General features: G+C 69.1%; 18 protein-coding genes and 1 tRNA gene. 11 read left to right on the top strand and 8 right to left on the bottom strand.

Going from position 1 to position 22,198, the window contains the following annotated elements; all coding sequences use genetic code 11:
- Positions 1-2 precede the first annotated feature (2 nt).
- The 10 genes from cobS to ACBY01_RS08340 all read left to right on the top strand — a co-directional run bounded on the left by cobS (position 3) and on the right by ACBY01_RS08340 (position 10,719).
- Positions 3-1,007: a cobaltochelatase subunit CobS gene (gene cobS / locus ACBY01_RS08385; protein WP_416460352.1), complete on the top strand. Its 1,005-nt coding sequence runs from the start codon at positions 3-5 to the stop codon at positions 1,005-1,007.
- A gap of 51 nt (positions 1,008-1,058) precedes the next feature.
- Positions 1,059-1,337, top strand: coding sequence for a type II toxin-antitoxin system Phd/YefM family antitoxin (locus tag ACBY01_RS08380; protein ID WP_416460351.1), 279 nt, complete (start codon positions 1,059-1,061; stop codon positions 1,335-1,337).
- A 3-nt stretch (positions 1,338-1,340) separates the two neighbouring features.
- A complete protein-coding gene (locus ACBY01_RS08375) occupies positions 1,341-1,727 on the top strand; it encodes a type II toxin-antitoxin system VapC family toxin (RefSeq protein ID WP_416460350.1) in 387 nt (128 codons plus the stop codon).
- Positions 1,727-3,556: a cobaltochelatase subunit CobT gene (cobT, locus tag ACBY01_RS08370; RefSeq protein ID WP_416460349.1), complete on the top strand. Its 1,830-nt coding sequence runs from the start codon at positions 1,727-1,729 to the stop codon at positions 3,554-3,556. Before ACBY01_RS08375 ends, cobT begins: the two co-directional genes overlap by 1 nt.
- Positions 3,553-3,828: a ribbon-helix-helix domain-containing protein gene (locus tag ACBY01_RS08365; protein ID WP_416460348.1), complete on the top strand. Its 276-nt coding sequence runs from the start codon at positions 3,553-3,555 to the stop codon at positions 3,826-3,828. Before cobT ends, ACBY01_RS08365 begins: the two co-directional genes overlap by 4 nt.
- 65 nt (positions 3,829-3,893) lie before the next feature.
- Positions 3,894-6,302, top strand: coding sequence for a TonB-dependent receptor (locus ACBY01_RS08360; protein ID WP_416460347.1), 2,409 nt, complete (start codon positions 3,894-3,896; stop codon positions 6,300-6,302).
- 65 nt (positions 6,303-6,367) lie between these two features.
- On the top strand, positions 6,368-7,051 hold the full coding sequence (locus tag ACBY01_RS08355; RefSeq protein ID WP_416460346.1) for a Fe2+-dependent dioxygenase: 684 nt from the start codon (positions 6,368-6,370) through the stop codon (positions 7,049-7,051).
- A 104-nt stretch (positions 7,052-7,155) separates the two neighbouring features.
- Positions 7,156-8,322: a PepSY-associated TM helix domain-containing protein gene (locus ACBY01_RS08350; protein ID WP_416460345.1), complete on the top strand. Its 1,167-nt coding sequence runs from the start codon at positions 7,156-7,158 to the stop codon at positions 8,320-8,322.
- Complete coding sequence (locus ACBY01_RS08345) at positions 8,319-8,483, top strand: hypothetical protein (protein WP_416460344.1); 165 nt, start codon at positions 8,319-8,321, stop codon at positions 8,481-8,483. Before ACBY01_RS08350 ends, ACBY01_RS08345 begins: the two co-directional genes overlap by 4 nt.
- A gap of 49 nt (positions 8,484-8,532) precedes the next feature.
- Entirely contained in the window at positions 8,533-10,719 is a 2,187-nt protein-coding gene (locus ACBY01_RS08340) for a TonB-dependent receptor (RefSeq protein ID WP_416460343.1), read from the top strand.
- On the opposite strand, the gene ACBY01_RS08335 is transcribed toward ACBY01_RS08340, so the two are convergent.
- The 6 genes from ACBY01_RS08335 to ACBY01_RS08310 form a co-directional block, all read right to left on the bottom strand.
- Positions 10,716-11,690 (bottom strand): FAD:protein FMN transferase, encoded by a 975-nt coding sequence (locus ACBY01_RS08335; protein WP_416460342.1) that lies wholly within the window; start codon positions 11,688-11,690, stop codon positions 10,716-10,718. The genes ACBY01_RS08340 and ACBY01_RS08335 overlap by 4 nt on opposite strands.
- Positions 11,691-11,719: 29 nt before the next feature.
- The gene (locus ACBY01_RS08330; RefSeq protein ID WP_416460341.1) at positions 11,720-12,553 is read right to left on the bottom strand and encodes a DUF4198 domain-containing protein; all 834 of its coding nucleotides are present in this window, start codon (positions 12,551-12,553) and stop codon (positions 11,720-11,722) included.
- Between the two features lie 26 nt (positions 12,554-12,579).
- Positions 12,580-13,113: a DUF2271 domain-containing protein gene (locus ACBY01_RS08325; protein ID WP_416460340.1), complete on the bottom strand. Its 534-nt coding sequence runs from the start codon at positions 13,111-13,113 to the stop codon at positions 12,580-12,582.
- Positions 13,114-13,130: 17 nt separating this feature from the next.
- A complete protein-coding gene (locus ACBY01_RS08320; protein ID WP_416460339.1) occupies positions 13,131-13,781 on the bottom strand; it encodes a PepSY-associated TM helix domain-containing protein in 651 nt (216 codons plus the stop codon).
- Positions 13,782-13,895: 114 nt separating this feature from the next.
- A complete protein-coding gene (locus tag ACBY01_RS08315) occupies positions 13,896-18,497 on the bottom strand; it encodes an NAD-glutamate dehydrogenase (protein WP_416460338.1) in 4,602 nt (1,533 codons plus the stop codon).
- 72 nt (positions 18,498-18,569) lie between these two features.
- Complete coding sequence (locus ACBY01_RS08310; protein WP_416460337.1) at positions 18,570-19,415, bottom strand: PAS domain-containing protein; 846 nt, start codon at positions 19,413-19,415, stop codon at positions 18,570-18,572.
- A gap of 213 nt (positions 19,416-19,628) precedes the next feature.
- On the opposite strand from ACBY01_RS08310, the gene ACBY01_RS08305 reads away from it, so the two are divergent.
- A tRNA-Thr gene (locus ACBY01_RS08305) sits at positions 19,629-19,704 on the top strand.
- Here ACBY01_RS08305 and ACBY01_RS08300 read toward each other — a convergent pair.
- Positions 19,675-21,354, bottom strand: a complete 1,680-nt coding sequence (locus ACBY01_RS08300; protein ID WP_416460336.1) for a recombinase family protein — start codon at positions 21,352-21,354, stop codon at positions 19,675-19,677. The genes ACBY01_RS08305 and ACBY01_RS08300 overlap by 30 nt on opposite strands.
- Before the next feature lie 18 nt (positions 21,355-21,372).
- Positions 21,373-21,618, bottom strand: a complete 246-nt coding sequence (locus tag ACBY01_RS08295) for a hypothetical protein (RefSeq protein ID WP_416460335.1) — start codon at positions 21,616-21,618, stop codon at positions 21,373-21,375.
- Positions 21,619-22,198 lie beyond the last annotated feature (580 nt).

Raw genomic sequence — 22,198 nt, 5'->3', positions numbered from 1 at the left:
CCATGACCAGCATCCCCGACCTCCAGACCGACCGCAGCGAAACCACCGTCCTCGACGCGCCCGACCGCACCGTGAAGGTGCGCGACGTCTTCGGCATCGACATCGACATGGAGGTGCCGGCGTTCAGCGTCGCCGACGAGCGCGTGCCCGACGCCGATCCGGCCTATGTGTTCGATCCGGATACGACGCTCGCGATCCTGGCGGGCTTCGCACACAACCGCCGGGTGATGGTGCAGGGCTATCACGGCACCGGCAAGTCGACCCACATCGAGCAGGTGGCGGCGCGGCTCAACTGGCCGTCGATCCGCATCAACCTGGACGCGCACATCAGCCGCATCGACCTGATCGGCCGCGACGCGATCGTGCTGAAGGACGGCCAGCAGGTCACCGAGTTCCGCGAGGGGCTGCTGCCCTGGGCGCTGCAGACGCCGACCGCGCTGGTGTTCGACGAATACGACGCCGGCCGCCCCGACGTGATGTTCGTGATCCAGCGCGTGCTGGAGACCGAGGGCAAGCTGACGCTGCTCGACCAGAATCGCGTGATCCGCCCGAACCCCTATTTCCGCCTGTTCGCAACCGCCAACACGGTCGGGCTGGGCGACACCAGCGGGCTCTATCACGGCACTCAGCAGATCAACCAGGGCCAGATGGACCGCTGGAACATCGTCGTCACGCTCAACTATCTGCCCGCCGAGACCGAGGCCAACATCGTCCTCGCCAAGTCGGGCGAGTACGACCAGGCCGGCGGCAAGGAGACCGTCGAGAAGATGGTCCGCGTCGCCGAGCTCAGCCGCCGCGGCTTCGTCAACGGCGACATCTCGACGGTGATGAGCCCGCGCACGGTGATCACCTGGGCGCAGAACGCGCTGATCTTCAAGGACGTGGGCTTCGCCTTCCGCCTGTCGTTCCTCAACAAGTGCGACGAGGCGGAGCGCGGGCTGGTCGCCGAATACTACCAGCGCGTGTTCGGCAAGGACCTGCCCGAAAGCGTGGCGAAGAAGGGTTGAACCGGGAACAGGGGTGGACTAATTGGTTGGTCCACCCTGTGGAGGCGCGCAATGGCCGAGGCCGACCCGCACAAGATCTATAACGTCCACGAGGCGAAGACCCACTTCTCCCGGCTGATCGACCGTGCGCATGCGGGCGAGGAGATCGTGCTCGCCAAGGCTGGCGTGCCCTACGCCCGGCTCGTTCCGGTCGCACCGGCGACGACTGAACCGCGGCGCCCCGGCCGGTTCGCGCATCTGCGGGCAGCGGTGCCGAGCGACGTCTGGTTCGCGCCCGAATATGGCGACGCCGAGCTCGACCGCTTCGAAGGCAAGCTGGCGGATCTCTGACGCTTGACCTATCTGCTCGACACCCATGCTCTGATCTGGTGGTGGCTCGGCGACCCGAAGCTGTCGGCGCCTGCCCGCGCCGCGATCGGCGCGCGGGGCAACCGCGTGGCAGTGAGCGCCGTCTCCGCGTTCGAGATCGCGCTCAAGGTGCGGTCCGGCCAGTTGCCGGCGATGCTCGAGCCGCTGCAGCAGTTCGAGGGGGCGGTGATCGCGGATGGCATGATCCACCTGCCGCTTCGCCAGGATCATTGCCGGACGGCGGGGCTGATGGCCGGCGACCACCGCGACCCGTTCGATCGCATGATCGCGGCGCAGGGCCTCGTCGACGGCTTGACCGTGATCACCAGGGACCCGCAGTTCGCGGCGTTCGGATGCGAGACGCTTTGGTAATGGCGACAGACACGCTTCTCGACCAGTTCCGCGACGCGCTGCGGGGGACGGCACGCGCGCTTTCGGGCGATGCGGAGGTGGAGCTCGGCTACACCGCCGATGCGCCGGCCGCGTCCGGGCGGCACATCAAGGTGCCGATGCCCTCGCGCACGCTGCCGCCGGAGCAGGTCGCCGAGGCGCGCGGTTTTGCCGACGGCTTCGCGCTGCGGCTGCGGCTGCACGACGGCGCGACGCACGCGCGCAACGCCCCGGCCGACGCCGTCGCGCGCGCGGTGTTCGATGCGGCCGAGACCGCGCGGGTCGAGGCGCTCGGGTCGCAGGGCTATGCCGGCATCGCCGACAACCTCGACCAGGCGCTGGCGATGCGGCTGCGTTCGGACCCGATCGCGCGTGCCCGCAACCGCGCCGAGGTGCCGCTGTCGACTGCGGTCGCGCTGATGATCCGCGAGCGGCTGACCGGCAAGCTGCCGCCCGCTGCCGCCGCGCCTGGCATGGCGCTGGTCCAGGACTGGATCGAGGAGCGCGCCGGCGATGCGCTCGATACGCTGGCGGCGTCGGTTGGCGACCAGGCGGCGTTCGCGCGCGGGACGACGCGCCTGCTGGAAGGGCTCGAGCTTGTCCAGGGCGAGGTCGAGCCCGACGACCGCGACGAAGGCGGTGAGGAGGAGGACGGCACCGAGGACCAGCCGGACGACGCAGGCGACGAGGGCGAGGCAGAGCAGCAGCCCGGCGGCGAGGGCGAGGTCGAGGCGCGCGGGCAGGATCGCCGCGACGAGCAGGGCGAGGGCGAAGGCGAGGACCGCACCGACGACGCGGCCGAGGACGGCGAGGGCGAGCCGGGTGACGAAGGCGACGGCATGATGCCGGTCCGGCCGAACCGCAACTGGTCCGATCAGCCTGCGCAGTTCGACTATCGTGCCTTCACCACTGCGTTCGACGAGGTGGTCGCCGCGACCGAGCTGTGCGATTCCGACGAGCTCGACCGGCTGCGTGCCTATCTCGACCAGCAACTGGTGCAGTTGCAGGGCGTGGTCACCAAGCTCGCCAACCGGCTGCAGCGGCGGCTGATGGCGCAGCAGTCGCGCTCGTGGGATTTCGACCAGGAGGAAGGGCTGCTCGACGCGGCGCGGCTGGCGCGCGTCGTCCTCAACCCCGGCCAGTCGCTGTCGTACAAGATCGAGCGCGAGGCCGAGTTCCGCGATACGGTCGTCACGCTGCTGATCGACAATTCGGGGTCGATGCGCGGTCGGCCGATTTCGATCGCGGCGATCAGCGCCGACATCCTCGCGCGCACGCTGGAGCGGGTGGGGGTGAAGGTCGAGGTGCTGGGCTTCACCACCCGCGCGTGGAAGGGCGGCCAGTCGCGCGAGGCGTGGCTGGCGGCAGGCCGTCCGCCGCATCCGGGCCGGCTCAACGACGTCCGTCACATCGTCTACAAGCAGGCCGACGAGCCGTGGCGCCGTGCCAAGAAGGCGCTGGGCCTGATGATGCGCGAGGGGCTGCTCAAGGAGAACATCGACGGCGAGGCGCTGCTGTGGGCGCACGGGCGGCTGATCGCCCGGCCGGAGGATCGCAAGGTGTTGATGGTCATTTCCGACGGTGCGCCGGTCGACGATTCCACCCTGTCGGTGAACTCGGGCAGCTATCTGGAGCGGCACCTGCGGCAGGTGATCGGCTGGATCGAAGGGCGCTCGCCCGTCGAGCTGGTGGCGATCGGCATCGGCCACGACGTGACGCGCTGGTACGCGCGCGCGGTGACGATCATGGACGCCGAGCAGCTTGCCGGCACGATGATCGACCAGCTCGCGGCGCTGTTCGACACGCCGTGAAGGAGGTGGAGCCGCCGCCCGGCGGCTTCGCCGGGCCGGTCAAGCGATCGGTGACGATCGCCGGCCATTCGACCTCGATCAGCCTCGAACCGCTGTTCTGGCAGGCGCTGGAGCAGGAAGCCGCCGCGCGCGCGCTGCCGCTCAACGCCCTGATCGCGCGCATCGACGTCGCCCGCATCGACGCCGAGGATCCGCCCAACCTTGCAAGCGCCTTGCGATCATGGTTGCTCGGCACCTTTTTGACCGATCGCAATGAGAATAGCTCGCAATAGCGTTGACGTAGAGAACGACTCGCAATAGCAGGTGCTCGCAAGCATTCTGCATTGGGGGGATTTCCATGCGACAGCGTACCGCGCCGCGGCTTCCGGCCGCGCCTTTCCTGGCGCTTTCCTGCGTCGGTTTCATCGCGTCGAGCCCGGCGACCGCTGGCGAGATGGCCGATCCGGCAGCGGCGAACCGGCCGGCCGATCCGGACGACCAGCTGCTCCGTACCGACGAGGTGGTGGTGACCGGACAGGTCTATGCGCCGCGCCAGGAGAGCCCGAAGAACACCCGCAAGGTCCGGGACACGCCGCAGACCGTCACCGTCATCACCAACGAGACGATCGAGCAGCAGAACCTGCTGACGCTGCGCGACGTGCTGACGACGGTGCCGGGCATCACCTTCGGCGCGGGCGAGGGCGGCGGCGGCTACGGCGACTCGATCAACTTGCGCGGCTATTCGGCCAACAGCGACATCGCTCAGGACGGGGTGCGCGACAGCGCGCAATATACCCGCACGGACTCGTTCAACCTCGAGCAGCTGGAGGTCGTGAACGGCGCCAACTCGGTCTACGCCGGGTCGGGCTCGGTCGGCGGCTCGATCAATCTGGTCACCAAGCGGCCGCTCTCCATCGATCGCACGGTGGTGACCGGCGGCATCGGCACCGACGACTATTATCGCGGCACCGTCGACACCAACGTGCGGGTCAACGATCTCGTCGCGGTGCGGCTCAACGCGATGGCGCACCGGAACGACGTGCCCGGCCGCGACGTCGAGAACTACCGCCGCTGGGGCGTCGCGCCGTCGGTGACGATCGGGATCGAGGGGCCGACGCGGCTGACCTTCCAGTACCTCCACCAGGAGGACGAGAACATCCCGCAGTACGGCGTGCCTTACTACGTCAACGCCGACCATGACGGGCCGCTCCCTGGTGTCGATCGCAGCAGCTATTATGGCTATCGCAACATCGACACGCAGGAATCGAACGTCGATCAGCTGACCGCGACGTTCGAGCATGAGTTCAGCGACCGGCTGAGCCTGCGCAACCTGACCCGCTGGCAGGACGTGCGCCAGTTCACGCTGGTCGATCCGCCGCAGGGCAGCTACTGCCTGGCGGATGCCGTGCTTCCCGCAGGCGGTCCCTGCATCAACAGCACTGGCGCGGTGGTCGCGCCGCCCGGCTATTACCTGCCCTCCGGCCCGCGCGGGAACACGCGCGATACGCGCAACCAGCTGGCGTTCAACCAGCTCGACCTGCGCGCAGTGGTCGACACCGGGGGCATCGAACACACGGTGACGCTGGGCGCCGCCGTCAGCTGGGAAAAGTTCTTCCTGCGCAGCGGCAGCTCGCTGCGCAACGCCGACGGCAGCAACCCGTTCGCCAGCCTGCCGCTGATCTCGATCGCCAACCCCAATGACGTCGTCGCGGGCCCGGCCGGGTTCACCTATGGCAGCAACGTCTACACGGGGCCGGTGAACTTCATCCCGACCGCACAGCAGAGCGGCGAGCTGGAGAACTACGCCGCCTATCTGTTCGACGCGACCAAGGTCTCCGACCATTTCGAGATCAACGGCGGCGTCCGCTACGAGCACAACAAGGGCTGGTTCCGCCCCGATACCGTGCAGGCGACGAGCACCGGTGCGGTGCCGCTCGGCACGGTGACTCCGGGCACCCGCGTCGACAACTCGGACGACCTGTTCTCGTACCGGATCGGCGCAGTCTACAAGCCGATCGAAGCGGTGAGCCTCTACGCTGCCTACGGCAACTCCAAGACGCCGTCGAAGACCTCGGTCAACGGTTCGTGCACGATCTCCGGCGTGAACAACGCTACCGCCAGCACCTGCAACGTGAAGCCGGAAAGCGCCAAGAACTATGAGATCGGCGCCAAGGCCGAGCTGTCGGGCGGGCGGCTGCTGCTGACCGCGGCGGCGTTCCGCAACGAGCGCGACCAGTACAAGGTCGCCACCGCGGACTCCACGGTTCCCGAGCAGCAGCTCGACGGCAAGTCGCGCGTCGACGGCATCGCACTGGGCGCCGTGGGGCGGATCACCCCGGCGTGGACGATCACGGCCAACTACACCTATCTCGACAGCGAGGTGCTGCGCAGCATCGCCAAGAACGCGTCGCCGGGAACGCTCGACCCGCAGGCGGGCAATCCGCTCACCAACGTGCCCGAACATTCGGGCAGCCTGTTCACCACCTATCGCCTGCCGTTCGGGCTGAGCGTGGGATATGGCCTGACCTATCAGGGCAGCTTCCACCTCAACAACAGCAGCCCCACACGGGAGACGGTGCTGTTCAAGGTCGACGACTACCTCGTCCACAACGCCTATCTGGCGTACGACGTCACGCCCAACTTCTCCGCGCAGCTCAACGTGAAGAACGTCGGCGACACCGAATATTACACGCGGGTGCGCAACAACGGCTGGGCGACCGCGGGCGAGGCACGCTCGGCGGTGCTGACGCTCAGCTACCGGATGTAACCGGGGGGCGGCGCCGGCATCGCCACGCGGTGTCGGCGCCGCAGTTCGAAAAGGGAGGGGGTGCCATGCTGATCGCGATACCCGATGTGCTCGATGCCGACGCCGTCCAGCGGCTGCGCGGGCTCATCGATGCGGCCGAATGGGTCGACGGCAACGTCACCTCCGGCCACCAGTCCGCGCTTGCCAAGCGCAACGAACAGCTGCCGGAAGGCTCTGCCGCCGCCAAGCAGGCGGGCGGCATGATCCTCGACGCGCTGGGGCGCACGCCGCTGTTCGTCGCGGCGGCGCTGCCGGCCAAGGTGTTCCCGCCGCTGTTCAACCGCTACGGCGTCGGCCAGACCTTCGGCGCGCACGTCGACAATGCCGTGCGCATCCAGCGCGGTACCGACTTCCGCATCCGCAGCGATCTGTCGGCGACGCTGTTCCTGGAGGACCCCGACGCGTACGACGGCGGCGAGCTGCTGATCGAGGGCCAGTTCGGCGCGCAGAGCGTCAAGCTGCCCGCCGGGCACCTGATCCTCTATCCCGCCTCCAGCCTCCACCGCGTCGAGCCGGTGACGCGCGGGCGGCGGGTCGCGTCCTTTTTCTGGATGCAGTCGATGGTCCGCGACGACGGCGAGCGCCGCATCCTGTTCGAACTCGACCAGTCGGTGCAGCGGCTTGCCGGCGAACTTGGTCACGCCGACCGCTCCGTGATCGAGCTGACGGGAGTCTATCACAACCTCTTGCGGCGCTGGGCAGAGGTGTGACGGCGCAATCTCAATAATAATGCGACTTGTTCGCAAATGCGGGTTGGACTACAGCGCCGCCTCATGAGGGCGGCGGCGGCGACGATCCCGGGAAGCAGGAACCGATGACGCGGGGCACCGTCCGCGCCTGGTATCTGGTGCACAAGTGGACCAGCCTGGTCTGCACGGCCTTCCTGCTGATGCTGTGCGTCACCGGGCTGCCGCTGATCTTCCACGACGAGATCGACCGGCTGAGCGGCGCCGATGTCGCCGCCGGCATGGCGGGACTGCCGTCGTCGGGCGAGGGGCCCGGGCTGCTGCCGCTCGACACCATGCTCGCCAAGGCGCTGGCGGCACGTCCCGGCGAGGTGCCGCTGTTCATGGCGTTCGACAACGAACGCCCGCAGATGACCATCACCACCGGCCCGCGCCCCGATGCGCCCGGGTCGGAAATGACGATGCAGACCTACAACCGCGCCACCGGCGAGCTGGCGGAGGTCGCCTCCGACGACGGCGTGATGCACTTCCTGCTCCAACTCCACACCGACATGTTCCTGGGGCTGCCGGGCATGTTGTTCCTGGGCGCGATGGGCGTGGTGTTCGTCGCCTCGATCGTGTCGGGCGTGGTCCTCTACGCACCGTTCATGCGCAAGCTCGACTTCGGCACGCTGCGCACCTCGCGCAGCCGGCGGATCAAGTGGCTCGATTATCACAACCTGCTCGGCATCGTCGCGCTCGCCTGGATGGCGGTGGTGGGGCTGACCGGCGTGGTCAACGCGCTGGCCGATCCGATCACCCAGCTGTGGCAGCGCGACGAGCTGGCCGAGATGACGCGGGCCTATGCCGGGCGCGAGGCGCTGCCGCCGTCGCGCTACGGCTCGCTCGACGCGGCGATGGCGGCGGCGCGGCGTGCGCGGCCGGGCAACAATCCGCAGTTCATCGCCTTCCCGGGCGGGTCGTACAGCAGCAAGCACCATTATGCGGTGTTCCTGCAAGGCGACACGCCGCTCACCGAGCATCTGCTGACGCCGGCGCTGATCGATGCGGAGAGCGGCCGGTTGACCGACGTGCGGCCGATGCCTTGGTATTTCCAGGCGCTGTCGCTGTCGCGGCCGCTGCACTTCGGCGACTATGGCGCGCTGCCGCTCAAGATCCTGTGGGCGCTGCTTGACGGCTTCACGATCGTGATCCTGGGGTCCGGCCTCTACCTGTGGCTCGGCAAGCGCCGCGCCCCGCTGCCGCAGCGCGTGCGAGAGGTGGAGAGCGGCGGCGTGCTGGTGCCGGCCGAATGATCCGGTCGACCTTTGCGCTGCCGGTGGCGATCGCGCTGCTGTCGATCCTCGGCCTGCTGAGCGCGCTGACCGGCGATGGCGGACGCGACCTGCTGTCGTGGATCGCGCTGGCGGTGCCGGTCGCCGCGGTCGGCTGGGCGATGCGGGTGCAGCGCCGCTGAAACGTTTCTTGAAGATGCGGGCCGGGGGGCTCGCGAGAAGGGGTGTATGATGAGGAAGATGGGGTACCGCGCGGCGGCTTCGGGTCTGGCGCTCGCGCTGGCGACGGGCGCATTGCCAGCCTTCGCGCAGGATGTCGCGAGCGAGACGCCGGTGACTGAGGACGAGGTCGTCGTCACCGCACAGCGCCGCAACGAGACGCAGGTGACCCGCGAGGGGCGGGTGGGCGTGCTGGGCGATCAGCGGGCGGAGGACGTCCCCTTCAGCATCAAGAGCTACAACAGCGCCCTCATCCTCAACCAGCAGCCGCAGACGCTGGGCCAGGTGCTGGAGAACGATCCGTCGTTCCGCACCACCTATGGCTTCGGCAACGCCGCCGAACTGTTCGTCGTACGCGGCTTTCCGCTGTTCGGCGACGACATCGCGCTGGACGGCCTGTACGGCGTCACGCCGCGCCAGCTGATCGCGCCGGAACTGTATGACCAGGTGCAGGTGCTGAACGGCGCCAGCGCCTTCCTGAACGGCGCCGCGCCGGGCGGGACCGGCATCGGCGGCAACGTCAACCTGACCTCCAAGCGTGCCGGGCAGGAGGACCTGTTCCGCGCCACCGCCAACTATGCCGGCGATGCGCATTTCGGCGGCAGCTTCGACGTGTCGCGGCGCTTCGGCGCCGATCGTGCGCTGGGCGTCCGCATCAACGGTGCCTATCGCGCGGGTGACGTCGCGGTCGACGACGAGTTCCGTCGCGCCACGGTGATCGGCGCGTCGCTCGACTGGTCGAGCGGGGCGCTGCGCGTATCGGGCGATATCGCCTACCAGCGCTACGAGGTGCGCAATCTGCGGCCCAAGGTGATCGTCTCCACCGCCGTCCCGCGCGTGCCCGATGCGGACCATAATTACGGGCAGGCCTTCACCTACACCGACCTGCGCGACGTGTTCGGCAGCGCCCGCGTCGAGTACGACGTCGCCGACGACGCGACGCTGTACGTAACGGGCGGCGCGCGCGACACCGACGAAGAGGGCCGGTACAGCGGCTTCACGCTGAACGACGCGGCAACCGGCGCGGGCCTTGCGGGGGCGTCCTTCATTCCGTTCACGAGCACCAACGTGTCGGTGCAGGGCGGTCTGCGCGTGCGGCTCGCCAGCGGTGGCATCACCCACCAGATCAACGTCGGCGGCAGCCACATCTGGGGCGTCAATCGCACCGCCTATGAATTCTACAGCAACACGCCCACCAACCTGTACGACACGCCGCAATTCGCGGTTCCGGGCACGGTGACGTTCGCGGGCGGCGACCTGGACGATCCGTTCCCGATCGCGCGCAGCCGGCTCGGCAGCGCGTTCGCGTCCGACACCATCGGCTTCCTCGACGACCGCGTACTGGTGACCGCCGGCCTCCGCCTGCAGAGCATCACGAGCAAGGGCTATTCCTACGGCGACGGCAGCCTGCAGTCCGCGCGGACCGACGATGCCGTCACGCCGGTCGTGGGTATCGTTGCGAAGCCGGTCGATGGCGTGTCGCTCTACGCCAATCGCATCGAATCGCTCGCGCCGGGCTCGACAGCAGGCGTCAGCGTTACCTACCCTGGGGTCGGCGACGTGCCCGTGAGCAACGCGGGCGAGATCTTCGACCCGTTCAAGTCGGTGCAGTACGAGGTCGGCGCGAAGCTGGGGATCGGCCGCATCAACGCCAGCATCGCCGCATTCCAGATCGCGCGCCCCTTCACCATCGCCACGCTCGATGCCGGCGGCGCCAGCGCCACCATTGGCGTCGACGGCGAACAGCGCCACCGCGGGATCGAGATCGGCATCGACGGCGAGCTAGCCCCCGGCCTGCGGCTGATCGCGGGCGGCACGGTCATCGACGCCGAACTGCGCCGTACGCAGGCGGGCGCGCTCGACGGCAACACCGCGCGCGGCGTCCCCGACTATACGGTCAACGCCAATGTCGAATGGGATCTGCCCTTCGCCGCCGGGCTGACGCTGACCGGCCGCGTCGTGCAGACGGGCGAGCAGCAGGTGAACGACGCCAATACGCTGGAGATCGGCGACTGGACGCGCTTCGACCTGGGCGCGCGCTATGTCGCGGTCGTCGCGCAGCGGCCGGTCACCTTCCGCTTCAACGTCGATAACGTCGCCAACGAACGCTATTGGGCGAGCGCGTTCGACTCGTCCAACTCTTCGCTGCTCCAGGGCATGCCGCGGACGTTCAAGGCATCGATGTCGGTCGACTTCTAACTCGGTCCGTCGAGCATCGCCTGGAGGGCGGGCGAGAGCCATTCCTCCAGGCGGTGCCCCGAGCGCTCGACGAGGCGCGCGGCGATCGCGTGCTCGATCGCCCATGCCCGCGCCTGCTCGGGCGGCAGCACGGTGAGCACCGTCGCATGGGCGTCGGCGAGCATGCAACTGGAGCCGAGCACCGTCACCGAGGCGGTGCCGTGGGCGATCGGGCGGCCGGTGCGCGGGTCGAGCGTATGCGAATAGCGCGTGCCGCCGGCGACGAACTGGCGGCGATAGTCGCCCGAGGTCGCAACGGCGATCTCGTGCGCGGCGATGCGCAGCGGGGGCAGGGCAGCGTCCGGCAGCGGCTCGACGTCGATCCACCAGGGCTGACCATCGGGACGCAGCCCACGCCCGACGAACTCGCCACCGATTTCGACCAGCACGTCGCGATGGCCGGCCGCCGCCAACGCCTCCGCGAGCGCATCGACCGCATACCCCTTGGCGATGCCCGACAGGTCGAGCCGTGCGTCGCGCCGCCGGCGGGCGCGCAGCAGCAGCGGGTCGAGCTCGAACGCGGCGAGGCCGGCGGCGGCGTGCGCGGCGTCGATCGCGGCGGTGTCCGGGACGGTGCTGCGCGGACCAGCCGGGCCGAAGCCCCACAGGTCGACCAGCGCGCCGGTCGTCGGATCGAACGCGCCGTTGCTCGCCCCGGCAACCTCCCAGGCCGCAGCCAGCACCCGTAGGAGCGCGGGCGGCAGTCGCTGCCAGCTGCCGATCGGCGCGCGGTTGAGCCGCGACAGCGCCGAGTCCGGCGCCCAGTGGCTCATCTCGGCGACGACCTGGGCGAGCAACCGTTCGGCGAGCGCCCGCGTCGCTTGCGGATCGCCGCCGACGATCTTTGCGCTCCAGACGGTGCCCATCGTCTCGCCGCCGATCGTGGCGACGCGCGCGTGCGGGTCCCGGCGCGCGAACGCCGCCGGGTCCACGTGCGCGGGGATGGCGACGCGCGCCGGCGTCAGGGCGCGAGCACCTCCAGAGTCGCGATGTAGCTGGCGCGGCGCGTGGGGGCGGGCGTTGCGGCAGCGCCGGCCTCGGAGCCGCGGCGCCCGCCGCCGGTGGTGACGTTGAGCCAGTACATGCCCGGTTCTGGCCAGGTGATCGCGACCTTGCCGTCGGCGCCGGTCTTCAGGTCGATCTGGCCGAGCTGGTCGCGATAGCGGATGCCGCCGGGGATCACCGTCACCGGCAGATCGGCGGCGGGCTTGCCGTCGAGCAGGAACTGGAAGGTCGCCGCCTCGCCCGAGACGAGGTCGTTGGGGTGGGTGACCGGCACGAGTTCGAGCCCCTTGCCGGTCGGCTGGAACACGGTGGTGGTCGGTGCGCCCGAGGTGACGAAGATCTCGTTGCGGCTGCTGCTGGTCGCGGTGCGCACGTCGGTCGCACCGGCGGGGATCGCGCCGGCGAGTTTGTCGGCGGTAAGCCCGCGCGGCAGCCGTTCTTCCTTCCCGTTCAGCTTGTAGCTGCCCATCACCCCGTCCGAGACGGCGGCGATCTTGTAGGTGCCCTTTTCCGTCAGATGGACGTCGAAGGTGCTGCGGTAGCGGCTGGTCGACCAGTTCTCGATCTTGCCGGCGCTGCCGTCGGGCTGGATCACCGCCGGCGGAGTGCGCATCGGGAAATGCTCGAAGTAGAAGAGGTCGTTGGAAATGGCGGCGTCGACCGTTACCCAGGCGTCGTCGCCCGAGACGACGGTGGTCGACGGCAGCATCCATTGGCGGTGCGCGCCCGCGGCGGCGGGGAGCAGCAGGGCGAGCGCCGCGGCGGCGGCGAGCAGGCGGTTGTGGTGCATGGTGGGTCCCTCCCGGTTGAATGGCGTCAGCGGCGGACGGTGAGCGTCACCGCGCCGAGCTCGCTGGTCCCCGCGGCGCGCGCGGTGCCGCCGCCGACGGGCGGCCAGGCGAAGGGCAGGCGCAGCAGCTCGCGGCCGCCGACCTCGCGCGCGGCCTCCACCACCAGCGTGTACTTGCCCGGCCCGAGCTGCCCGAGCGGCCCCTTGCCGGCGGCGAAGCGGAGCGTGTGCGTGCCCGGCGCGCGCGTCGCGCCCGTCACGCCGTCGGCGGGGAACTGCATCGACCGGCCGGAGGCGCGCCACCACTGGCGCACGTCGCGCAGCCACTTGGTGCCCTCGCCGTTCTTCATGTCGTGGTCGTACCAGACCGCGAGGGTGCGGGCGCCGCCGCCCTCCTTCTCCAGCCACACCGCGACATAGGGCTTGTGGTATTCGGCGACCGACAGCCGCGGGATGGTGATCGACAGGTCGAGCGTCTGCGCCTGGGCGGGCGCGGCGATGCCGCCCGCGACCGCGACGAGCGGCAGGCCGGTGAGCACGAGATGGTGGCGGACGTGCATGGGCGAAGCTCCGGGGCTCAGTGGATCAGGAACAGGGCGACGAGGGCGGGGATCACCAGCCCCATGCCGACCAACGGCCAGGTGCTGCGGCGCTTGGCGGCATGGAGCTGGAGCAGGAACAGCCCGGTGATCGAGAAGACGAGGCAGGCACCGACGAACACGTCGAGGAACCAGCTCCACGCGGTGCCGGCGTTGCGCCCCTTGTGGAGGTCGTTGAGGTAGGCGATCCAGCCGCGGTCGGTACGCTCGCTGGTGACGGCGCCGGTCGCGCGATCGATCGCGACCCAGCCGTCGCCGCCGGGACGCGGCAGCCCCAGATAGACTTCGTCGGCCGACCATTCGGCGTCGCCATGCGGGCTGAGCGGCAGCGTCTTGGCGATCCAGGCGGCTACGGGCGCGGGCAGCGGCCGCTTGCCGTCGGGCGCGCCGTCGGGACGCACCAGCCGCAGCAGGTCGGTCGGCAGCGTCGCCTCGGCAGTGGCGACCGTGGGGCTGCCCTCGATGTCGGCGGCGTGGTTGAGCGTGAAGCCGGTGACGGCGAACAGCAGCAGGCCGATCAGGCTCAGCGCCGAGCTCATCCAGTGCCAGGTGTGGAGCTGACGCAGCCAGAACGCCTTGCGGCTCTTCTTGCGAGGATCGGGCCGGGGGCGAAGGGCGGTTGCGGGCATGCGGTTCGCTGTTCGAGGAGGATGCCCCTCGATACGCGAACGATTCTCAATTGCAATCTAATGTTACGCAGGGCAGCGCTGCGGCGACCGAGTGGGGCCGCCGCAGCGTGCCGGTCAGCGGCCCAGCAGCACCCGCGCCTGGCTGGCGATCTGCGCGAGGATCGCCGAGGTCGGCGCCGGGGCGAGCCGGGCGCGCGCGACCAGCGCGGCGAACTGCGCGACGCGCGGCTGGTGGTCGGCCATCCATGCCTCGACCGCGGCGCGCGGATCGTCGCCGCCGATGCGGGCGAGGAAATCGAGCCGAAGCTGCTCGAAATCGCGCGCCAGCCCGGCGATCATCAGCCGTTCCCACGGATCGCCGGTGCTGATGCGCGCCGCCGCCGCATGCGCCCAGTCGAGCCCCAGCGCCTCGCCCAGATGGGTGAAGGCGTGGGCGAGCGTCACCTCGTCGACGCCGCGCTGCGCGCCGAGCTCGGCCAGACCGATCGCGCCGTCGAGGTCGAACAGCCGCACGACCTTGGCGGTGAGATGCTCGGGCGCGCCGGCCGCTGTCAGCTGCTCGCGGATGCGCTCGCTCTGCGCCTTGGCTTCGCTCAGCAGCAGCGACTCGGTCTGCGACGCGAGCCGCTCGATCGCCGGCCGCAGGCGGGCGATCGCGTCGGCCGGGTGGGTCCCCGGGCGGCAGGTGCGCAGCAGGTCCGCGATGTGGGTGCGCGTCGCGGCGGCGGCCTGGTCGATCAGCGCGAGCCGCGCCTCCTCGCCGATCTCCGCCGCCTCGATCTCGGCCCACAGCGCGGGCAGGTCGAACAGCCGTTCGGCGACGACGAACATCGCCGCCAGGTCGCCGGCTGCGGCGCCTTCCTCCTCGACCAGCTCGAACGGGTGGAGCACGCCCAGCCGGTTGACGACGCGGTTGGAGAGCTTGGTGGCGACGATCTCGCCGCGCAGCCGGTGCTGCTCGATGGCGTCGCCGAACCGCTCCTGCATCGCGGCGGGGAAGGCGCCGCACAGGTCGGGCAGCAGCTCGGGCAATGCGCCCAGGCCGCGCTCCTCGATCGCGTCCTGCAGCGCGAGCTTGGCCGAGGCGAGCAGCACCGCCAGCTCGGGGCGGGTGAAGCCCTGTCCTTCCTGTGCCCGGCGCAGCAACTCGTCGTTGGGGGCGAGCCCCTCGACCGCGCGGTCGAGCCGGCCGGCGCCCTCGAGCACCTCGATCACGCGGACGTAGCTCGGCACCGCGACCGCGCCGTCGCTCTCCATGAACGACAGCGCCAGCGTCTGCAGGCGGTTGTCCTCCAGCACCAGCTTCGCGACGTCGTCGGTCATCTCGGCGAGCAGCGCGTTGCGGTCCTCGAACGCGAGCCGGCCTTCGCGCATCTCCCGGTTGAGCGCGATCTTGATGTTGACCTCGTTGTCCGAGCAGTCGACGCCGGCCGAATTGTCGATGAAGTCGGTGTTGATGCGCCCGCCGTTCGCCGCGAAGGCGATGCGCGCCGCCTGCGTGACGCCCAGGTTGGCGCCTTCGCCGACCACCTTGACGCGCAGCGCCTCGGCATTGACGCGGATGCGGTCGTTGGCGGGATCGCCGACCTCCGAATGCGCTTCCTGCGCCGCCTTCACATAGGTGCCGATGCCGCCGAACCACAGCAGGTCCGCCGGGGCGCGAAGGATCGCGGAGATCAGCGCGGACGGATCGAGTTCGGTCTCCTCCGTGCCCAGCATCCGGCGCACCGGCTCGGACAGGGGGATCGTCTTGGCGGTGCGCGGGAACACGCCGCCGCCCTCCGAGATCAGCGCCTTGTCGTAGTCGTCCCAGCTGGAGCGCGGCAGATCGAACAGCCGCTGGCGTTCCTCCCAGCTCTTCGCCGCGTCGGGATCGGGATCGAGGAAGATGTGGCGGTGGTCGAACGCCGCCTGCAGGCGGATCGTCTTCGACAGCAGCATGCCGTTGCCGAACACGTCGCCCGACATGTCGCCGCAGCCGACGACGGTGACCGGATCGGCCTGCACGTCGACGCCCATCTCGCGGAAGTGGCGCTGGACCGAGACCCAGCCGCCGCGCGCGGTGATCCCCATCGCCTTGTGGTCGTAGCCGTGGCTGCCGCCGCTGGCGAAGGCGTCGCCCAGCCAGAAGCCGCGCTCCATCGCGAGCGCGTTCGCCACGTCGGAGAAGGTCGCGGTGCCCTTGTCGGCGGCGACGACGAAATAGGGATCGTCGCCGTCGAGGATGACGACTCCCTCCGGGTGCACCACCTTGTCCTCGACCAGATTGTCGGTGATCGACAGCAGCGTGCGGATGAAGATGCGGTAGCTTTCGGTGCCCTCCGCCAGCCAGGCGTCGCGATCGCCGGGGGCGGGGAGCTGCTTGGGATAGAAGCCGCCCTTGGCGCCGGTCGGCACGATCACCGCGTTCTTGACGCGCTGCGCCTTCATCAGGCCCAGGATCTCGGTGCGGAAATCGTCGCGTCGGTCGGACCAGCGCAGGCCGCCGCGGGCGACCGGGCCGGCACGCAGGTGGATACCCTCGACGCGCGGCGAATAGACGAAGATTTCGCGCCACGGCAGCGGCTTGGGCAGGCCGGGGATCTTCGCGCTGTCGAGCTTGAACGCCAGCGCTTCGGCCGCGGCCGGAGCGAAGGCGTTGGTGCGCAGCGTCGCGTCGACCACCGCACGGAAGGCGCGCAGGATGCGGTCGTCGTCGATGCCCGACACCGCGTCGAGCCCGCGCTCGATCGCGTCGTTCGCTTCCGCCGCCTGGTCGCCGTCGGCGTTCGCGGGATCGTGGACGGCGGCGAAGCGGGCGACCAGCGTGCGCGCCACGGCGGGGGCGCGGCGCAGCGCGTCGACGACGGTTCCCAACGGATAGGTGAGCCCCGCCTGGCGCAGATAGCGGAACCAGGCGCGGAACAGCACGACGGAGGAGGGGGCGAGCCCCGCCTCGACGATCAGCCGGTTGAATGCGTCGTTCTCGGCGCGCAGCTCCAGTACCGCCGCGATCGCCTCCTCAGCCACCGCGACGTCGAAATCGTGCGCGTCCTGTCCCGGCAGCTCGACGGCGAAGTCGTGGATGTACGAGTGCGCGTCGTCGGTCAGCCGAGTCGGGATTTCCTCCACCACGCGGAAGCCGAAGTTCTCGAACACCGGTACCGCGTCCGACAGCGGCAGCGCCGCGCCCTGGCGATAGATCTTGATGCGCAGCGTGCCGCCGTCGGCAGACGGAAGGATCCGCACCGAGCGGCTGCCGGTGTCGCTGAGCGCGCCCAGCCGCAGCACGTCGTGCGCCGCTTCCTCGGCGGTGGTGACGTTGCGATAGTTGACCGGCAGCGCGTTGGCGAAGCGCAGCGCCAGCCGTGCGGCATGGCCGGCGGGGGCGATCTCGCCCAGCGCCGATTCGAGCGCCGGGCTCCAGCCGCGCACCATCCGTTCGACGCGGGCGTCGAGTTCGGCCGCATCGGGCATCCGGCCGTCGCCGCGCAGGTCGAGCATGTAGCGGATCAGCGCGGCGTCGCCTTCCAGCGCGATCGCCCAGTTGAGCAGCCGCGCGTGCGCCGCCTCGCACAGCAGGTCGCCGATGGCGCTGCGGCGCCCGGTCGACAGGTCGTCGCGCTGCAGCCAGACGAAGGCGAACAGGTGGCGGCCGAGCGGGCTGCGGATCAGCACCACGCGCGAACGCGGCCGGTCCGCCACCGACATGGCGGTGAGCGCCAGCGTCTCCAGCGCGTCGGCGGCAAAGGCGGTGGTAAGGTCGTGCGGCAGCGCGGTCATCGCATGTGCCAGCGACTTGCCGGCATGGCCGGTCGGATCGAAGCCGAACTGCGTCTCCAGTTCCGACAGATTGCGGCGCAGCACGGGCACGTCGATCGGCGCTGCGTGGAGCGCGGCGCTGGTCCACAGCCCGGCGTGGATCGACAGGCCGACGACGTCTCCGCCGTCGCGGATCGGCAGTACCACCAGGTCGAGCGGCGCGCGGCGATGGACGGTGGAGAGCGCGTTGGACTTGAGCAGCAGGAGCGGCTGCTGCCCGTCGCGGAACCAGGCGAGCGCCCGCTCGCGCGAGCTTTCGGCCAGGATCTGCTCGCGGATCGGCCGGCGCGCGATGCCCAGGCAGTCGCGGTCGCTTTCGCCCGCGAACCAGCGCAGGTGCCCCAGCAGGGTGAAGTTGCGATCCAGGAACCATTCGAGCAACGCGCGGGTCTCCGCGTCCGGCGTGCGCTCGGCGTCGTCACGCATCGCCTGCTGCATCGGCTGCCAGTCGCCGACGGCGGCGCGGACGTCGCCCAGGTTGCGCTCGATCTCGTCGTGCAGTTCGCGCCGCAGCCGGGCGTCGACGCGGTCCATCTCGACATAGACCATCGATTCGGGCGTGCCCCCGGCATCGATGCCGCGGATCGCGCCGCGTTCGTCGCGCAGGACCGGAAGGACCGGGTGGACGATCCGCTCGATCGGCAGGTTGTGGCCGGTGATCGTCGCCGCGATCGAATCGACCAGGAAGGGCATGTCGTCGTTGACCACCGCCAGCCGCATCCGACGGCGGCCGTCGCTGGTAACGCTGTCGATCGCGATCGAGGCGGTGCCGGGCGGACGCACACGCGCCGCATCGGCCACCAGCCGCACCGCCGCCTCCCGTTCCTCGGTTCCGAGCCCTTCGAGTTCGCCCGGAAGCGCGCCTTCGAACAACCTCGCCGCAATGGCCTGCGGCACCTTATCCGTATCGGTCATGGCGGGGGATATGCGCCCGCCCACCCGCCGGCTCAAGGCTTGTGGCGGGTGCGAAGACGATGTTGCAGCGCGTCAGAGGTCGCCGGCGTGGCGGATCGCCTCTTCGGTCAGCATCGGATCGCGAAGCTGCGCGACGACCTCGACCTGGCCGGGGCCGGCAGCGCGGGCGAGCAGCACGACAAACGGCGCGTCGCCGGCATCGATCGCCAGCGTGCCGAGCGACGGCGCCGCGCGCAGCAGCGTCTCGCCGGCGCCCGCCACCGGAGCGGGATCTGCGAAACCGGCGCTCGGCCCGTCCGCCCAGATCGGCGCGACGGGGGTAGGGCGGGGGGCGACGACGCTGCGCGCGTCGGCCATCTCCGCGGCGAGCCGCGCGTGCATCTCCGGGTCGGCGACTTCCTTCCAGTTGATCACGCCGTAGAGATAGTTGATCCGCTGCTGGTCGGACGAGAACGGCATCAGGATGCCGCGGTACAGGGTGAGGTGCCCGCGCTTCGACTGGAACTCGGCCTCGAACACGATCGGTGCGCGGCTGGCGAGGATGCGCGGATATTGCTCGGTGAGCCGGGCGAGCAGCGATTCCTGCGGCACGTCGGCGATCCGCCGGATACCCGACGACACGCCGCACTGCTCGCGCAGCGCATGGCCGATGAAGCGGATGCGCGGGTCTGCCTCGTCGCTCGAGAAGTCCAGCAGCACGCCGTGCGGGCCGAAGTCGCCGACGCTGGCGGGATCGAGCTCCTCGATCGTGGGATAGGCGCGGCCGTTGAGCATCGACACCCAGTGATTGTAGGCGCGCACGTGCATCCGCCGCTCGTCGCCGCCGATGCCGAGCCGCGGCTCGGGCGCCTGGCCCACCCCCTCGCGGTCGAACTCCTCCCGCTCCGGCTGTTCCTCCGGTCCGCGCGCCCTGTCCATATCCGATCCTTCGCGGGCGTCGCTGCCCATCGCTACCCTACGCCCTCCGTGGTAAACGATGCGTGAAGCCGCCGCACGCCCCGATTGCGGGTCGACCGACGAAAGTCGGGGCGGGGCCCGCGAAAAAGCTGCCACCGGACGCCGACAGGACGCTTGCCAGCCCCCACGCCTGCTGATATGCGCCCGCTTCCGATCCGGCGCTCCGGCGCCCGGGCCGCTTTAGCTCAGTTGGTAGAGCATCGCATTCGTAATGCGGGGGTCACAGGTTCGAGTCCTGTAAGCGGCACCATTTCGGTCCAAAACCGCGAGGCCCTAGCGCCGCCGCCTCTACGTCAGAGGCGGCGGTGAGGGTCCGCAGCAACTCGGTGCGGTTTCCGCGGATACGAACGTCAGTTTTGCTGACCACTTCCACCCGCTGCGCGACGGCGCGAATCTGATTTCGGGCATAGGTACCGTCCTCGTGCCGCAGCTTGCGGCGAACGGCTCGGGCGAACGTGCCGAGCGTCTGCGGGGTGATCTGCGGGCCAATCCGCTCGATATGGGTCACCGCCCGCTCGGCATCGCCGCGTGCCTGATCGCGGATGGTGGTCAGTTCCGTGATCCGCGACTTGAGCGATGCGTCACCGACATCCACCAGGCCGTTCTCGATGGCCTCGTAGAGCCGCGTCAGCTTTGCGTCCGCCTCGGTCGCGCGGCGCTCCATCTCGGCAACATGCAGACGGCGTTCCGCCGCCCAATCGTCACGCCGGTTCAGGAGCTGATCCATGAGCGTCTCAAGACGAGCAGGATCGAGCAGCCGTTTTTCCAGATGTTCGACGACCGCCTGATTGAGCTGGTGCATGGGGACTGAAACGCCCTTGCAGCCGGTCTCACCCTTCGTCGCCTTGGTGGCGCAGGTGTAATATCGATACTCCTGGCCACTCCGGCTCGTGCCCGTCCGGAGCGTCATGGCGCCATTGCAACTGGCGCAGAAGCAGATGCCGGTCAGCAGCGTCGATCCCCCGACCGCGCGCGGCGGCATCATCTTGGGGCTGCGCGCCTTCAAGGAACGCTGGACCGCCTCGAACTCGGCGACGCTGATGATCGGGGGCACCTCCATGATCGCATGCTCTTCGGGCGGCTTGCGGCGCCTCTTCTCCGCATCATAGGTGTTGAAGCGGTGCTGGCCGATATAGGTGGTGCGGGTCAGCACCTCGTGGACCATGCCCTTGCCCCAGCGTCCGCCATAGCGAGTGCGCATGTTGTTTTCGTTGAGCCAGCATGCGATCGCCATCACGCCCATAGGCCCTCTTCCGTCGGCGCCATTCAGAGCAAGGCGGAAGATACGCCGGACGGTCTCGGCGTGGATCGGATCGATCTCCAGCTTCTTCTTGGTCTTGGTGCCGCGCTGCTCGGCGGCCACAACCCGGTAGCCGATCGGCGGACGGGCCCCGTTCCAGAAGCCCTGGCGGGCATTCTCGTTCATCGCGCGCAACGTGTGCTTGGCGGTCTTCTTCGACTGATATTCGTCGAACAGCGTCATGATCTTGCGCATCATCTCGCTCGCGGGATCGTCACCCAGCACCTGAGTGATCGACACGAGCTGCACGCCGTTCTTGACCAACTTGCGCAGATAAAACTCGAACTGGAACTGGTCGCGAAAGAAGCGGGAGAAGCTGTGCACGACGATGATGTCGAATGGCGCTGGCTTCTCCATCGCGGAGTCGATCATGTCCTGAAATGCCGGCCGGCGATCATCGGTGCCGGAGACGCCCGGCTCGACGAACGCGGCCACCACCTCCCAGCCGCGGGAGCGGCAATAGGCTTCGAGCTGGCGGCGCTGATCGGGGATCGAGAGGTCATGATCCGCCTGGCGAGGGGTCGAGACCCGCAGGTAGAGCGCGGCGCGAGCCGTGGCCGGCATGAGCGTCTCCTCGTCCAGCGCCGGGGTGGTGGTCATGACGCGCTACTCCTCAGTTCATCGCAACGGACCGAACGAGGCATCCAGCTCGTCTGCAAGATGGCCTTCGATAATGCGAAGTTCGGTGTCGGTGATCGGAACCTGTTCCGGCCAGTCGTCGGTAACGACGATCGGTTCGGGGACAGGACGTATCCGACGCGATGCACGCATCTGGACGGCCGACGGGATGTAGTCGTGCAGGTCATCGAGATCGTGCGACCAGCCGGGAGAGATGCGCCGGCGTCGCTTGCGGGATAGAGCCATGCTGCGAGGCTGGCTTGGCGCGCAGAACGTTGCAAACACACCGTTGGGGCGTAGCGCAAATACGTGTCATCGGCGGTACGCTGTGGAGTTGGCTGGCTGCTAATCTGTATGTGGTGCGCTTGCACGATCCAGTCGCCGTCTTCGAATATGCTCTTCGCCAATTCCCGTTGACAATAGCATAATACTGGCCGTCATCGTACCTCTTCTTGGCGAGTTGCTGTATCAGCCATTTCCGGACCGATATCGAAGAAACACTATTTCGCGTGTTTTGGGAATTGATACGTATCGAGCGAAGCGTCGCATAATGGTGGAAGGCTGCCTGACCGCTTTGGAATGAGCAGTCGATAATCGCGGTCGTTCGTTCAGCTGGTCCGTTACGGCTGCCATGCTCCCACCGCATCTTTAACGACAAGCTACCCATCTGAGCTGGCTCGGCCATAATGGCTTTGCCGAGTCAGTCCGCGCCGACCCTTATTTCTAGGTGTTTGATCCCACGGTTTGATGGTGCGATCCTTTCGTTGGAATGGAAGGAAGCCGTATGGGACAGCTACGTCACGGGAGCGCCACGACCACGCACGCC

Origin of the sequence: Sphingomonas mangrovi (assembly GCF_047975845.1) — a bacterium.
Lineage (GTDB): Bacteria > Pseudomonadota > Alphaproteobacteria > Sphingomonadales > Sphingomonadaceae > Sphingomonas.
The sequence above is the reverse complement of the archived record's forward strand: the minus strand, read 5'-3'. Positions and strand labels throughout refer to the sequence as shown.